Source organism: Parabacteroides sp. KHUB-01 (genome assembly GCF_056640935.1).
The window spans coordinates 1,021,210-1,038,388 of the sequence record NZ_CM153256.1 but is presented as its reverse complement, the minus strand read 5'-3'; the positions used below and the strand labels follow the sequence as shown (position 1 = coordinate 1,038,388).

Here is a 17,179-nt window from a genome sequence, read left to right as displayed (position 1 = left end):
CAGAATTGATTATAAAAACATTAATTGCAGTAATGGGAGAGAGTGTAGGATATTGCTATCTCCAGCTTAAACTTAGGACTATTGTTTGTAGATTGGACTGATTATTAATATAAAATATTAAAATCATTTTGAGCTTACAAACTTAATACAGAATATAAATGTATAAGAATAATGGCAAATAAAGAAGAAAGTGTACGTCATTTCTTGAATCTTATTAAGCGCTCACAAAGAGGCGTTTTTAAAATATATATCGGAATGATAGCCGGTGTTGGTAAAACATATAAGATGTTGCAGGAGGCCCATGAAATGTTGGATAACGGAATTGATGTACAGATTGGTTATGTTGAGACTCATGGACGTGCAGGAACAGAAGTACAGCTAAAAGGATTACCAGTTATTCCTCGTAAGAAAATATTTTACAAAGGAAAAGAGCTTGAAGAAATGGATTTAGATGCTATCCTTCTGTTACATCCAGAGTTGGTAATCGTTGATGAACTTGCACATACCAATGTTGATGGTTGCCGAAATGAAAAACGTTGGCAGGACGTAATGGATCTTTTAGAGGCTGGAATTAATGTCATATCGGCTGTTAATATTCAACATATTGAAAGTTTAAATGAGGATATTAAAGGTATTGCTGGAATTGAAGTAAAAGAACGTATTCCTGATAAAGTTTTAGAGGAAGCAGATGAGGTTGTAAATATAGATTTGACTGCCGAGGAACTTATTAATCGCTTAAAAGCTGGAAAAATATATAAAACAGAGAAAATACAAACAGCTCTTAGTAATTTTTTCAAAACGGAAAATATTCTTCAGTTACGAGAATTAGCTCTTAAAGAGGTTGCATTTAGAGTCGAAAAAAAAGTTGAAACAGAAGTAATATCAGAAGAAAAAATTATTCATAGAGAGTTATTTCTTGCATGTATAAGCAGTAATGAAAAGACTCCTAGACATATCATACGTCGTACCGCACGACTTGCGTCTCGATATAATAATGATTTCCTGGCTTTATATGTTCAAACACCTTCAGAAAGTCCTGATAAGATAAGTTTGTCTGCTCAGAGACATTTGTTAAATCATTTTAAGCTTGTAACGGAATTGGGCGGTGAATTGGTACAAGTTGCTTCGTCAGATGTTGTACAGACTATTATTGATGTTTGTCACGAACGTCATATTACAACAGTTTGTATAGGGCAGCCTGCATTAAACTTATGTAAGATTTTTAAAATACATCGTTACAGATATTTTCTTAAAAGTCTATCAGAAATGGATATAAAATTGATTATCTTTCCACAATAAAAATTGTGCTTATGAATATTAAAACAAAATTGACACTGGTCATAGGAGTACTTGTTGCTATGATAGTACTTTTGGTTTCACTATCTATTGTAAACTTGCAAATTTTGACTGCTACAGAACCCAATAGCCCTGCTGCGGGTCCTGGGCTACAACGAGCTTTGCTTTGGATATCAACGATTGGAGGTTTTTGTATTGTAATAGGTATTTTCATGTTGGCTGTACTTCCTTCTTATTTTAATAAACCAATCAAAAAAATTATAGATGGAATTAAAGATATAGCTAACCACAATTATGATTGTAGATTAAATCTGGAAAGTCATGAATTTATAGAAGTTTCAGAAAACTTTAATAGAATGGCAAAACGATTATCAGATTATCACTCAAGTACACTGGCTCAAATAAAGGCAGCAAAAAACTATATGGAAACAATTATTAATAGTGTAAAAGAACCTATTATAGGCTTGAATAATGAGTTGATAATTTTATTTATAAATGATGAGGCTTTGAACGTACTTAATTTAAAACGTGAGGATGTATTACAAAAACCAGCTCAGGATATTTCTTTGAGAAATGATTTGTTAAGAAGACTCATACGTGAACTTATGGACTCTCAAAAAGAAGATAAAGTTAGTAAAACAGAACCTTTAAAAATATATGCCGACAATAAGGAAAGTTATTTCCAAATGAAATATATGCAAATTAATAAATCTGGTAATAATAGTTCAGGCCCTATAAATGAGGGATATGTTATTATGCTTAAAAATATTACAGAGTTTAAGGAACTAGATTCAGCCAAGACTACCTTTATCTCTACAATATCACATGAGTTGAAAACTCCTATTTCTGCAATTATGATGAGTTTGCAACTGCTTGAAGACAGTCGAATTGGTGATTTGAATGATGAACAAAAAGAATTAGCGCAAAGTATTCAGGATAATAGTGAACGTTTACTGAATATTACTGGTGAACTACTTAATATGACGCAAGTTGAATCTGGAAAGTTGCAGCTTAAGCCACGTATTACAAAACCAATAGAATTGATAGAATATGCTATAAAAGCCAATCGGGTACAAGCTGAAAAGTTCAATATACAAATTGAAGTACAGTACCCGGAAAATAAAATAGGTAAATTATTTGTTGACAGTGAAAAAATAGCTTGGGTATTGACAAATTTACTTTCGAATGCAATTCGTTATTCTCCTGAAAATGGCCGTATTATTATTGGTGTCCGTCAAACGGATGATAATTATATAGAAATGTATGTTCGTGATTTTGGTAAAGGTATAGATCCACGTTATCATCAGAGTATTTTTGATCATTATTTCCGTGTTCCTGGTACAAAAGTTCAGGGTAGTGGACTAGGATTATCAATTTCAAAAGATTTCGTAGAGGCTCATGGTGGTACTTTGACCGTAGAAAGTGAAGTTGGAAAAGGAAGTTGTTTTACATTACGTTTAAAATCATAATCGGTTTTGTTAATTATTATCACAGTATAAAACCGTTTATAAGCATATCTGAGAATTGCTTATAAACGGTTATTTTTGTTCTTATACATTTATTTTATATGCTTCAATCTTACGATAAAGAGTTGCCAGTCCTATTTTTAATAGACGAGCTGTTTCTGTTTTATTACCATTGGTATATTGTAATACTTTGATAATATGCATTCGTTCGATTTCTGCCAGTTCAAAATTATCTTTCATGGGTGAAATTTCTGATTTACATCTTTGTAAATCCAAAGGTAAATCTTCAAAGGTTATTTGTTCTTCGCATACAATAGAACATCTTTCTATAACATTTCTGAGTTCTCTAACATTGCCTTTCCATTCGGCATTTTTTAATATATTGAGTACTTCCGGTGTTATACCGGTAATTTTCTTTTTAAGTTTATTGGCAAACTTATCCAAGAACATATATGACAGACTTTCAATATCATCTTTTCTATCTCGCAACGGAGGTAAGTTTATCTGAAAAACGGATAAACGGAAATATAAATCTTCACGGAAATTACCAATTTCTATTTCTTTCTTTAAATCCCTATTTGTTGCTGATATAATTCTGACATCTACCTTTGTAGGTTTTGTATCACCTATTTTTATATATTCTCCTGTTTCCAAAACACGTAAAAGTCTTGCCTGAAGGTCAAAAGCCATTTCTCCTATTTCATCTAAGAATACGGTTCCATGGTTGGCTACTTCAAATAATCCTTTTTTATCCTTTAATGCACCAGTAAAAGCTCCAGCCTTATAACCAAACAATTCACTTTCCAACAAGTCTTTACTAAAAGCTGAACAATTTATATCAACAATAGGCTGCTCGGCTCTTTCACTGGCCTGATGTATGGCATGAGCAAAAACTTCTTTTCCAGTACCCGTTTCTCCGGTAAGTAATACTGCGGCATCTGTTTTTGAAACTTTCTGAGCTAGTGTTATTGCTTGTTTAAGCTCTTTTGATTTTCCGATAATGGAATCAAAAGAATATATTACATAGGAAGATTTTTTACCTTTCTTTTTTTCTGTTTCATCGACTGCACGACTTATTGTAGGAATAATTTTACGGTTATCATCTCCCTTGGTAATATAGTCAAAAGCTCCATTTTTGATAGCTTGTACTCCATCTTGTATATTGCCATGTGCAGTTAGCAGTATTATTGCTGCATCATTATTGTATTTTTTTATATCGAAAATAAAATCAACTCCATTTCCATCAGGTAAAAATACATCGCACAGAATAACATCAAATTGTTGTTTCCGTAGTTGTTGCACAGCATTACTACAACAACTTGCTGTAGATACTTTATAACCTTCTAATTCTATGATTCGAGCTAATAATTTACGGATAGGCTCTTCGTCATCTATTATTAAAATTTGTACCATATCTAAGATTATAATTGTTGTAATCAGGCAGGTTGATTATCAACATATTCGATAAAATATGCATAAAAACTGGCAATGAATATGAAAAGTCAGACTGTTCTGTATCACCATATTTCTAATGCTTTAAAATAACTCTTTATCTTTATTACAAAGGTAAAATTTCTTTCTGAAAAGGGGACAATCATACGAAATAAACATACATTGGAATTGAATATTCAGTATTGTTGATAGGGAAAATATTTGAAATAAATAAGCTTAATCATCATGTCAAAATGACATATTGACCAGTGATTTTTTATACGAAAACCATTGCTTAAAATGTTAAATTCTACTAATTTGTCCGTTGATTTACATTGTTTAAAAAAATCATTGCAATGATTTGGGGAAAAGATTACAATGACTTCATGGAGTCTTCTAAATGATTTACTGTAAAGATTGCAATGATTGGTTGAAGACATTACAATCATTTTTTTAACACATGATATTTTACTCCGAAAATCATGTTTTTTCAGAGAGTTTAGCCCGTAAAAACATGTTTTTTTGATCAGGAATGATGATTTTACTGATCAAAAATAAAATGGCGTTTTGTTTGCAGTAAATTTATTATGCTTACATTTTTACTTGATAATAAGAAATGAATGTGATGGATATTTTCTGTCGTAGCAAATTGCTTGTATTGACTTACTAATTGTCAAACCTTAACTCTCTGAGAGTGTCATCTGTTTGTGTTTTCTTTTATTAGTATGGAAATATTAGATTCTTGTAAAGTTAAGATGACAGAATGTCATTTTTGTGTTTTTATATAAATAAAAAGGTCCGAACTCAAATATAGTCGAGTCCGAACCTTTTATTAAATGACGAAATATTTAGTATAATAGTTTATTACCAACCCGGATTCTGGCTCAGATTAGTGTTAAGATTGATTGCAGACTGAGGTACAGGATAATAATACTGTCTGCCATCTTCATACCAAACACGTGATGGGTCATTATCATACCATGTAAGGTTACCGGAAGTACTGCCAGTAATACCCTGACGTGTTACATCTCCACCGTCAACAGCAATCGGAGTACAGCTAGTTGAGATGTTTGCCGGTTTTTCACCTTTATAGAAGATAACATCTGTTGTTCCGTCATGATCCAAGTCCATTTCTTTATTCAATTCAGGAATATAAATACCCGTCCAACGCATCATCATCAATTCTCCACGCTTCCAGCGAAGAAGGTCATTGAAACGGAATCCTTCAAGTGCAAGCTCTATTGAACGTTCGCGGCGAACTTCAAGGATTGTTGGGTCTGATATTTCCGGGAAATATGTTTCCTGAATATACTTATCGACTTTTGTCGGTTTTGAAGTCAAACCGCCTGTAATACCTGCACGTGAACGCAGAACTCCTACAGTAGCAGCCCAGTCGCTGTCAGTCAAAATTCCCATTTCTGCTTTTGCTTCAGCATAATTCAATAATACTTCTGCATAGCGGAATAAAGGTATTGAATTTATATTAAGTTGTCCTGCATCATATTTAGAATCATCCAATGTGTATTTTATAGGCTGGTAACCTGTATAAGAATATCCATTGAAATTTGGAGCAGCAGGTCGTCCGTCACGCATATAACCCGGAGTTCTGATTGTCTGAGCAAGACGTGCATCACGGTTCTGACATTCTTCATAGAATTCAATCTTTTCGTGATTTGGCTTATCTGTAAACGGTGTACCGTCTTTCATCAGGAACAGATTTACAAAAGAACGAATCATACTGAATCTTGGGCCATATGTGCCCGAAGTCCACCACCAATTTGCAGAACCAAGAACACCAAGGCCTTCGTCAGCAACGCTTGCTAGCATAACTTCAGATGTGATAGGTGTTGTACTAATAAACAGCTCTCGCATAGACAAATCCACACCTCCTCCTGTATAAATTGAATGACCGCTTTCTTTCATTACTGTCTCTGCAGCAGATGCAGCTTCCTGTAACCATTTGTTGGCCGAATCAACAAGACCTAGTTCTGTGTGATATTTACGGAAAGTTCCTTCAAACAAACAGATTCTTGATTTCAATGCGTAAGCAACCCATTTTGTAACAAGTGAACCTGTTTTATCTTCCTTACGCGTTATATTTTCACATGCAAAATTCAAATCTTCCAAAATATGGTCCATTACAACTGTACGTGGGTCACGTGGAGCATAAAGCAATTCATCATCAACAGTCAGAGTTCTGTCAACCCAAGGTACATCACCGAAACGAACCACCTTATTAAAGTAAAAGTATGCACGAAAGAAACGAGCCAAACCAATGTAGTTGTTTCTTACCTCTTCGTCGATAGCTTCACTTGTACAGTTCTCGATAAAATAATTTATATTTCTTAAATCACCCCAACTCCATCCTGAACTTAATTCTGCAGAATAAGCACCTTTACGGATAAAATCATTATAGTTAGTAACTGCGCCATAGTCACACATTGCATCCATATTATATCCGCTTGTTACAGAAGGGAGCATATTATAGAAAGAGTATGAATAAGTTGTCAAACCACTTTCTGTATTGAAAACTGTCTCTTTATCAACTGAAGCTTGTGGAGTTTCATCCATTGAGCAAGAAGAAAGGAGAACACATGCTGTTATAAAAGGAATTATTATCTTTTTCATTGTTTTTAATCAATTAAAATGTTAATGAAACGCCTAAACTGACACTCGTCATCTGTGGATAACTGTGGCCATCACCACTTTTTCCATTTGTCAAATCTGGGTCTGAACCACTTATATTTGTTACATCTAAATCTCTTGTAAGTTTGTAAAGAGGAGACCAACACCACAAGTTTTCCGCTGAAATATAAACACGTGCATTCTGCATGCGAAGTTTAGAAGTTACAGTTTGTGGCAAGTTGTATCCCAACTGAAGGTTCTTCAATCTTATATATGCAGCATTCTGTAAATAACGAGTCTGAGGTGTTGATTTTATTGAAGAATTATAACCAGCATATCTTGGAAGATAAGCATCACGATTATCTTCTGTCCAGTAGTTGTCAAGGTGCCATTCCGGCAAGTTGTTATATGGGCGGTTATACTGTCCCCAGAAAATACATTCGTTACTTGGATACCAATGTTGGCGACCTACACCCTGGAAGAATGCAGAGAAGAAGAAATTATTCCAATTTGCACTTAAATTAACGCTATATGCAAATCTTGGCAAACTGTTACCTATAATTGTTTTGTCACCATGGTCATCAACTGTATTCTGTCCATAATCGATAACACCGTCACCGTTCAAATCCTTGATTTTAACGTCACCTGGATAAGTTACACGCTGAGAAGAAGACTGAATCAATGTCTGGTCAGCATGATTGTCGATTTCTTCCTGGCTCTGGAACAAACCTTCTGTTACATAACCCCAGATTTCACCTACACGCTGTCCTGCATAGTAGTCAGACAATTTACCGTCTTTATTGTTGTAGCGGTCGATTGTTGAAATATAGTCAGACAAAGTACCGCGGATTTCGTAGTTGAAAGGTTTGTCTGCCAACTGGAACTGGTCGCGCCAAGTCAATGTTATTTCCCAACCACGAGTTGTCATGTCTGCATAGTTACCTTTAGGAGATGTAGCACCGAAGATATCAGGCAAAGTTTCACCTACAGTGTACATGTCGGTTGTTTTACGGATGTAATAGTCTCCTGAGAAACGAAGGCGTCCATTAAGAGTGCCGAAATCAGCACCTATGTCTGTTGTTGTTGCAGTTTCCCAAGTCAAACCGTCAGGCATAACTCCTGGAGCACTAGTATACTTATTTTTCAACCCATTTAAAACTCTACCAGATGTAGAAATTCCTAAAAGTTCCATATAACTATATGGAGAGACATTACCATTACCAAGCGAACCATAAGAAGCACGAATCTTGATATCAGAAAGAACTTCAGGTTTTACATTCCAGAATGCTTCTTCAGAAAGACGCCAACCTCCGGAAATTGAAGGGAAGAATGCCCACTGCTGGTCAACCGGGAACTTAGAAGAACCGTCATAACGTCCGTTTACTTCAACCAAATATCTGTCTTTGAAAGCATAGTTGAAACGGAAGAAACCACCGGCAACTCTCCATCTGTTATATTCTCCTGAAGTTGTGATAGCATCTCCAAGTGCCATATTGATATTTTCAGAATCTTCGAAAAGCAAACCATTACGAAGGACCTTTAAACCATTACTAGTTGATTGTTCATAATTATAACCAACCATTCCTTTAAAATAGTGTGCATCATTAAATGTATCCTCATAATCTGCATATATATTAGTAGCTATATAATTAGTTTCCCTTTTATATTCCTGCAAATCATTATATTTAGTACTCAAATAACTAATCACTCCTTCTGTAGTACTATAAGGGACAGCTACACGGCGTTGTGTTTGAGACCTATCTAAATTTCGGAAAGTAAAATCACCACGAACATGCAACTTGTTTTCTAAAAAAGAAGTTGTAAAACTAGTAGTATTTCTCAATATACGGTTTTTAGAATCAATTCCATTTTTACCATAAATGAAATCTCCTATTGTATAAGCTGCAGAATGTGTGAAAGTTCCATCAGGGTTATAAATTGGTGAACTTGGGTGTCCTTCATCAGCAATATTTCTCCAAATAGAACCACCTTCACCAACGTTCATCGGGTTATGGTAATCCATATTTGAGAATTCCATATTGTTTTCAATCTTCAACCAGTCGAATACCTGGATTGAACCTTTAGCACGAAGGTTCATTGTCTTATAGTCATCAGTATTGTATTTGAACAAACCATCATAACCATAGAAACGACCTGAAACGTAGTAATTCAATTTACCATTGTTACCACTTACTGAAAGATTATGATCCTGAGCGAATGTGTTCTTCTTATACAATTCGCCATAGTAGTCTGTATTACCATAGTAAATATACTTACCAGTTGCCGGGTCGATAGCCCATTCATCAGTAATTCCAGCTTCTTTTCTTCTCTTGAATTCATCCAACCAGCCAAGTGAGAACTCCTGAGTTTTGTTGATATTCTTAGGATCGGCTGAATAGTTGTTCCATGCATTGTATGCTTCATAGAAGTGACTTGCATATTCATAACCATCTGTCACGAAGTTTGGAGTTGTTGCCGGACGCTGCAATGAGAAGTTTCCGGAATATGTAATAGAAGTTTTGTCTTTGTTAGGTTCTTTAGTAGTAATCAACACTACACCAAATGTACCACGAGCACCGTAGATAGCTGCTGAAGCTGCATCCTTCAACACTGATACGCTGGCAATATCATTTGGGTTAAGCATTGAAGGGTCGCCTTCAACACCGTCAATCAAAACCAAAGCATCACCACCCTGACCGATAGAAGTTGTACCGCGGACGTTGAAGCTAGCTGTACGTGTCGGCTTACCATCAGTAATGTTGATGTTCAAGTTAGGAATAGAACCTTGAAGAGCCTGTGTCACGTTTGGGACAGAACGGTTGTCGAACACTTCGCTTGTTACCTGTTCAACAGCACCAGTCAAGTTTACTTTCTTCTGAGTACCATAACCTACAACAACGACTTCGTCCAAAGCCTGTGAATCTTCTTTAAGAGTAATATTCAGTTTGTTTCCACCTTTTACAGCTACTTCTTGTGAAACATAACCGATGAAAGATACTGTAAGTACAGAGTTTTTATTGACTTGTATTGAGAAGTTTCCGTCAAAGTCTGTAACAGTTCCGTTAGTAGTTCCTTTTTCAATAACGTTTGCACCAATTACTGGTATTCCATTTTGATCAAGCACTGTACCGGTTAGTGTGTAAGTGTCATTTTGTTGTGCAATGCTAGGAATCGTGTTAGGAACAGAGGCCAAAATAGAAGGTACGCCTTGTAGTGTTCCTGCAACACAGAGAACTCCGGTCATACGGAGAAGTTTACTAGATAATTCCATTTGTTCGACTAATTAATTTTTGTTTATTATAGTTTTTTGCCTTAGCTGGTGCAAAGTAATATTCTTAATATTATAAAAGTGTTTATAAATTATTACATATTTGTTACATCTTGTAAAGGGTTGATTGATAATAAAAAAAACAGGACAAATAGAGAGAATATGATTCTTTTTCTATCTGTCCTGTGTCGAAATTTGCACAATTCCTTTTCAATTTCCTAGAGAGGAAGGGCCGTTTAGGCTAATCTTGTAGCGCTTCAAGGTTAATGTAAACAGCCTCACTTCCTCGTGTATTTTTGTTATGAAATAACGTCTTTTCTTTTGTACACTGCAAAACTAATGGGTTGATATTATAAAAGTATTTATATGGGGTTACAATTGTGTGAAGATTACATTGTAGATATTTTGTAAAAACAAACCTTCTGTCAACCTTTAAATATAAAATTAATATCGAATACTTACTAAAGATTTTGTATTTGGTTAAAGTATTATTAATTAGTGTATTATATTTTCAAGAAATTTTTGTGGGCTGGAAAACTTTTTTCATAATATATGGAACAAAAATTTCACATAGATGAAAAAATATTTTCATAATATATGGTAAAAGTTTTTCATTAATAAATATTGGGCTGGAACATTTTAAACTTGTTCTCTTGTCAACTCTTATAATATAAAAAAGGAGTTATATGGAGTTAATGTTATGCACTATGCATAGCAAATATATTAAAAGCCCATAGGTCTTGTCAACAATATTGGCTTTTAATTACAATAACTCCCTATAACTCCCAAGGTTTATTTTTTTATAGCATATTGATATATGCTGTTACCTTCGCTATCCATCAAATAGAATGACAATTCGTTGTCGTTGACAGAAAACAGAGTGAAGCCTTCTTTGTCACTGCAATACTGAGTTCCATCGATAGATTCAACTTTTCTGGCAAGAGATCCGGAAGAGTTAACAAGATATTCAACCTTGCTTCCTGCCGGTTTTATATGCTGGAAGTTGTGTATATGTCCGCATAGATACATGTCGACATTATACTTTTCAAGAATGCTTTCTATTGCATCTCTCATATCCTGGCGTTCAGTATCTGATTTCTGAGTGAATGCATACAAAGGATGGTGACCAACCACTAGTTTCCATTTAGCTTTTGATGCACTTAGTGATTTTTCAAGCCATTGAATTTGCTGCTCTTTGCTTTGTTTTGCAGCATCAGCATATTTTTCTGTTTTTTCTCTGTATTTGCTGATTAGCGGAGTTGTGTCGATGAAGAAAATTTCGAGAGATTCATTTTCTCCGGCTTCAAACAATTTGCTGTAATATCTTGCCGGGGCAATCCATCTTCTGCTTATTTTACTATAATCCTGAACAGCTTGAGTATTACCTCTATATTCATGGTTACCATTTATGGCAAACCAGTCGAGCATTAGTTCCGGATGACTGTAAACTAACTCATAGTTTGTCATCCATAATGGATCTTGAGTGCTAGCCACGCCGTTGAAATGATGTGTATCGCCAGCGGCAATGATGAATTCGATATCTATTTTTTCTGCAATGTTACCCATTGTTTCAGCTACGTTTTTCTGTTTGTAGTAGCCGTTTCTTCCAAGGTCACTTACAAGATAAAAATTAAGATTGTCCTCCGGAATCTGAGGTAGCTTGCTGATGTTTGTGCTATTATTGTAAAGTGTATCAGCTTTTTCTGCTCTATTAATAGCCTTTTCTTCTTTGTTGCTGCTTGTGGTGCAACTGCCAAGTGTGGCAGTTGCAAACAAAGCAGATATTGCTTGTAGATATGTGCGTCGGTTCATTGTGTTTCAATCAAGTAAAATTGTTGTATATTATTCGCCGTAAGCTCCGTAGTAGTTCTGAACTGCAGGAAAATTATAAGTCTTACCGTTTACTGTCAGTCCGTTAACGAATAGAGGAGTAGCGAAAGCTTCAGTTCCATTATATGCTCCATTCAATGCAAGTGAACCTGATTTTAAGTGGAAATCCCAGCTTGAATCATATACATATTCAGTAAGTCCAACTCCGTTTACATCGTAATTTACAAACATAGGGTCTTTCAAATCTTTTTCTGTAGCTATTACACTGTTTGCGTCAACTACACCCTGGTTGTAATCTTCGTGTTCGAAATTGTATCCTTCCCAAGCATAAGCAACACCACTTTCTTCTGTAAAGATAATATCACTCTTCTGGCTACCTGAAGCATAGAAGTTGTAGTCGATAACAGATTTATTGTCGTAACCTTCTTCCGGGTCGTTAGGTATGTCGAAGCTTGGAGTCATGGCACGGAATTTTGCATTTACAATAAGGTTGTTGAATACGTTTGCCAATGCATTCTTTTCAACATAAACGCAACCACCTTTTTCTCCGTCTCTTCTCCATCCTGAATTGATGATTGTGTTGTTGTAAGCTTGTATTTTAGCCTGTTTTCTGTTTTCGCTTTGACCTGAACTTGACAATTTCAATCCGTTAGTGTTAGGGCTGAACATGATGTTTCCGGCAATATCAACCTGGCATCCGGCTTTAACATTGACAGCTTCTGCGCCGTCATATCCGTTTGCTGCAAAAGTATTGTTTGCGATGATAGCCTGGCCGCCCATCATATATATACCGTCAGACCATCCATTTCTGATAATAGAGTTTGTAATAACGTATTTACCATTGATGTTGTTTGTTGTAATCTGAGGATAAGCATCATCACCAGCAGTGTAGATTCCGTTAGTTGCAGCAGGTGAACCTTCGATAACCTGTCCGCCAGTATATTCGATAATTGCATGGTCGATAACCATTTCAGCACATTTCTCAGATGCTACAATACCGCCCCAAAGACCTTTGAAAATGTTATCGCTTGTTCTGTCTTCTTCTGCTACTGAGAATAATACAGGATTTTCTGCTGTACCTTCGCAGTAAAGATTTCCGTCAACAGTAAATTCAATTGGTGTATGGTTTGTTCCAACTCCTTTATCGTCAAAAATAATCTGAACACCTTCTTCAATTGTCAGAGATTCACCTTCCGGAACAACAATGTGTCCTGATACATTAATAACAGAATTAGCTTCCCAAGTACCAGAAACTTCGCCTTCTACAGATTCAACTGATGGCTGTTCATCCGGTTCCTGATTGTTTTGATTGTTGTCATCCAATAAATCGTCGTTACTGCAAGCAGCCAATGTCATTGAAGCAATAGCTGCGCTGATTAGATAATAATTAAATTTCATGATGAAAAATAGTTTTATAGTTTATTCAATATTTTATTTCAAAATAGAATTCAAATCCAATCTGTTTTGCCTTGTCAACTTGTCTCTGAAACCTTGTCAATTACAATTTATATCTTATACCTAACATAATGGACTGTCCGTGCCATTCTTTTCTTTCAATTACGTTTCCGTTGTATCTGTCGTAATTTACATTTTCAGTATGCGGACCTTTTTGTATAAAACGTAATAGGGGAGTGTCAAGAAGGTTGGATGCTTTTGCATAAATGCTTATGCCGTTTTTGAAACTCTTTTCAAGCGAAGCATCAAGCTGCGCATATCCAGCTTCCCAAATATCATCATCAAACCAGTTGGAAATGTCGCTTAAGCGTTTGCCTGTGTAACTCATTGCAATCTGACCTTCCCATTTATATTTGCTTTCCTTGAACAAGAGAGACAGATTTGCAACGTGAGCTGCCTGACCGAACAAAGGTCTGCTTTGTTTGCATGATGTTACTTCTGAGCCATCCATAAGTCTCTTGTCAGTTGTAATTCTGGAATGTGTATAAGTATAATTGGCTTTTATACCAAACCAGTTGAAATATTTAAGAACGTCAACTTCAACACCAAGGTTGTTTGCGTTACCGAAGTTCATAGGTTTATAATAAGTGTCCTGGCCTTCGTTCAGCAATCCGTATTCAATAGGGTTAATCAATCTTTTATAGAACAGACCAACCATGATTTGTTCAGATGTTTTAGGGAAAAATTCATATCTCAAATCAATATTGTCGGCTACTGTATGCTTTAGATCAGGATTACCTTTTTCCTTGTAGTCTTCATTGATTATGCTGTAAGGAACAATTTCGAAAAAGCTAGGTCTGTTTATTGAACGAGCATAAGAGAATCTTACGTTGGCATTCTTATGAATTTCTCTTTTTGCATGGAAACTTGGGAGAATGTCTGTATATATCTGTTTGCCTTCAGGGTCAACATCGCGGGCAAATTTCAGTACATATCCTTGGTTTGTATGTTCCACACGAACACCGGCAGTCAATTCCCATTTGCCGGAAGTATATTTAACCATACCATAACCAGCTCCAATCTGCTCGGTTGCGTCATAATTCAACGGGTCGCCAATATTTCCGTATGGACGAGGTTCCAGAAGAATTTCGTCAAAGTTGTTCCAGTCTTCACCTAAATATTGTGGGTCTTTTGTGCCTGTTGCAGAATCAAAAGTATATTCGTTGAAAAAGCTGTCTCTTTTCTTATCTCTGAACATACCACCGACGGAGAAATCCCAAAAAGACTGGCTGTCGATATTGTGCTTGTAAGATAAATCAACGTAAGCGGCTTTGTCTTTGTCGGAGTTATGTTCCCATCTTCTGGTTGCAGCGTTTGATGTTTGTATGTGTGAACCCTGCATGAAAATTTCGGTATTGTCCGGAGTTTCGTTGTATGCTTTAGATATAACAGCAGACCAGTTTAATTTCAAGGCGTTGTTGCTCAAAAAGTGATGCTCGCCTTTTAATGTGGAGTTAATGATATACTGATGATTCCATTTCATTCTGACAGAACGCTCTTTGTCATCTTCTCCGTCTCTGACTTCTGCTTCCTGCATATCCATATATCCGTTATACCATGTGAATTTATTCTTTTCGTTTAAATGGTAATCCAGCTTTAAGTGTGCACCGCTTCTTGTCTGTTGTGAAGAATAGTTACGGTATTCGATACCGTTGTGTGAAGTTCCCGGCTGATAGTAGAGCATACTTTCTTTACCTCTGTAAGTATTCATGTAGCTTCCTGCTATCATCACACCAAGTTTGTCGTCAAAGAATCTGTCACCATATGAAACTCCGGCTGTCAAATCTGGAAGAGGAGCGTTCCATTTCATTTTCATATTTGAATTACTGAAATCATTGGAACTTACCTTGTAGTCTTCCGGTTTGCCTTGAGCTTCATAAGGTGATTGCTTGGTAATGCCTCTTTTATTGAAAGACTGGAAATCTCTGCCGAAATACATTGAGTTGTATCCAGTTGAAAGGTTTGCAGTGATTTGTCTTTCGGATGGAGCATCTTTCATTATAAGATTCACAGCACCACCGATACCGTCTCCTTCCATATTTGCTGTAAGAGATTTTGAAACCTCAAGTCTGTCCAGCATTTCTGAAGGGAAAATATCCAATGGCACAAATCTGTTTTTATTGTCTGGGCTAGGTATTTTTACTCCGTTTATTAATGTATAGTTGTAACGTTTATCCATACCGCGAAGTATTGCATATTGTCCTTCGCCACTACTATTTCTCTCAATAGTAACACCTGACATTCGTTGTATAACATTTGCAACTGTTATATCTGGTGAAAGTTCAATGGCTTTGGCACTCATTACGTTTACAACATTCATTGATTGTTTTTCAATGCCACGCGCACCGGCTTCTGTTTTTCCTGGGTTATGTGCAATAATTGTTACTTCACCAATATTTTGTGACTCAGATTCCAGATTAAAAAGAATATCTTCTGTTGTTTGTGTATTTACTACTTTTTCAATTGTATGATAACTCAAGTAACTGCAAACAAGAGTCACTTTTTTGTTGTTTGGAATTTTATTTAAAATGAAAGAACCATCTAATCCTGTTACAGAGCCAATAGTTGGATCTTCTTTGACAAAAATTGTAGCTCCTATTAATTCTTCTCCTGTTTTTGCGTCTTTAACTTTTCCTTTAAATGTCGCTGCATTTATAGCTCCGGCATATAATGTTGTAATAATAAACGGAAATAATAATGATTTCATATATAAGCTGTAATTCATTTTTCGCCTGCAAAAGTATGGTGTCTGAATTACGCTTATAATACGATTGTTTTACAAATCTGTTACAATTATGATTGGCTTTTTTCTGCCTTCCTTTTTTTCCAAAGCTGCCAACTGTTGAAGGTGTTTTGCCATAATACATAGCTTCCCGGAGCAACAGAAGAGAGTGGATTAAGATATGTATATGCCATCCATATGGCAAGGACTGTGTTCTTCTGTCCAAGTGCTTGTCCGGCACTGATGCGGTCTCCATATGCAGTACCGATTCTTTTACCTATATAAAACTGGATGCAGCATGTTATTAATCCTGCAAGGCATAAACCTATTTCTGCAGAAATAGATGCATCAGCATTTAACAGAGAACGCACAGTCTGACCACTGACGATTGCCAATGCTATTCCCCAAAGATAGAATGCTATTCCAGAATGTTCAAATAACCATTTATGGGCTTTAGGGACAAGTATTCGTAATAATATTGCCATTATAAAAGGAAGAAGTAATAATGGGAATACTTTACTTAATATACGTAGGAATGCTGTAATGAATTCCATATCGTTGTGTGTTTCCATCAAAGGAAATACCAATGGGACAATAATAGCAGCTAAAATATTTGATAGTAGAGTATATGTGGTAAGTCCTGATACATTTCCTCCTAATTTACCTGTAATTACAGCAGCAGCTGTAGCTGTTGGGCAAATCAGACAAACCATTGCACCTTCAAGAATATATCTCAAAGATTGACTGACTGGCAGTACAATTATTGCAGCAGCAACAATCAAACATGTCAGTAGCTGGAATATCAGCAGCCATAAATGCCATTTTGTAGGTATTAATCCTTTGGGGTTTACTTTACAGAATGTAAGTAGCAATTGTGCAAAAATAAGAAAAGGTGTTGCATATTCTATTACTTTATAGACTGCAGGTTTTATAGGATTAAGACATACAGTGTTTGCAAATATTAGATATACAAACGTACCAAATAACATGGCTATAGGCAGTGTCCAATTTTTTAGGAAAGTGAGCATAATGTATTTTTGTTTTGCGTTTAGACAGTGCAAAGTAAAGAGTTTTTTATCTTATATA

At 35.7% G+C, this 17,179-nt stretch carries 9 protein-coding genes; 2 read left to right on the top strand and 7 right to left on the bottom strand.

All coding sequences use genetic code 11. The features are described from left to right. Window positions 1-171: 171 nt before the first annotated feature. Both ACYIAR_RS04700 and ACYIAR_RS04695 read left to right on the top strand, forming a co-directional pair. Window positions 172-1,299 carry a sensor protein KdpD gene (locus ACYIAR_RS04700; protein ID WP_480332414.1) on the top strand — a complete coding sequence of 376 codons (1,128 nt, stop codon included), beginning with the start codon at window positions 172-174 and terminating at the stop codon, window positions 1,297-1,299. An 11-nt stretch (window positions 1,300-1,310) separates the two neighbouring features. Next, the gene (locus ACYIAR_RS04695) at window positions 1,311-2,765 is read left to right on the top strand and encodes a HAMP domain-containing sensor histidine kinase (RefSeq protein ID WP_480332412.1); all 1,455 of its coding nucleotides are present in this window, start codon (window positions 1,311-1,313) and stop codon (window positions 2,763-2,765) included. A gap of 81 nt (window positions 2,766-2,846) precedes the next feature. Here the strand turns inward: ACYIAR_RS04695 and ACYIAR_RS04690 are convergent, their stop codons facing one another. The 7 genes from ACYIAR_RS04690 to ACYIAR_RS04660 form a co-directional block, all read right to left on the bottom strand. Beyond that, window positions 2,847-4,175: a sigma-54-dependent transcriptional regulator gene (locus ACYIAR_RS04690; protein WP_480332410.1), complete on the bottom strand. Its 1,329-nt coding sequence runs from the start codon at window positions 4,173-4,175 to the stop codon at window positions 2,847-2,849. An 882-nt stretch (window positions 4,176-5,057) separates the two neighbouring features. After that, entirely contained in the window at window positions 5,058-6,821 is a 1,764-nt protein-coding gene (locus tag ACYIAR_RS04685; RefSeq protein ID WP_480332408.1) for a RagB/SusD family nutrient uptake outer membrane protein, read from the bottom strand. Between the two features lie 13 nt (window positions 6,822-6,834). Continuing rightward, the gene (locus ACYIAR_RS04680) at window positions 6,835-10,089 is read right to left on the bottom strand and encodes a SusC/RagA family TonB-linked outer membrane protein (RefSeq protein ID WP_480332406.1); all 3,255 of its coding nucleotides are present in this window, start codon (window positions 10,087-10,089) and stop codon (window positions 6,835-6,837) included. Window positions 10,090-10,878: 789 nt separating this feature from the next. Next, window positions 10,879-11,898, bottom strand: coding sequence for a metallophosphoesterase (locus tag ACYIAR_RS04675; protein WP_480332404.1), 1,020 nt, complete (start codon window positions 11,896-11,898; stop codon window positions 10,879-10,881). A 30-nt stretch (window positions 11,899-11,928) separates the two neighbouring features. Next, on the bottom strand, window positions 11,929-13,314 hold the full coding sequence (locus ACYIAR_RS04670; protein WP_480332402.1) for a hypothetical protein: 1,386 nt from the start codon (window positions 13,312-13,314) through the stop codon (window positions 11,929-11,931). A 100-nt stretch (window positions 13,315-13,414) separates the two neighbouring features. After that, window positions 13,415-16,078 carry a TonB-dependent receptor gene (locus ACYIAR_RS04665; RefSeq protein WP_480332401.1) on the bottom strand — a complete coding sequence of 888 codons (2,664 nt, stop codon included), beginning with the start codon at window positions 16,076-16,078 and terminating at the stop codon, window positions 13,415-13,417. 86 nt (window positions 16,079-16,164) lie between these two features. Then, a complete protein-coding gene (locus ACYIAR_RS04660; protein WP_480333556.1) occupies window positions 16,165-17,124 on the bottom strand; it encodes a bile acid:sodium symporter in 960 nt (319 codons plus the stop codon). Window positions 17,125-17,179 lie beyond the last annotated feature (55 nt).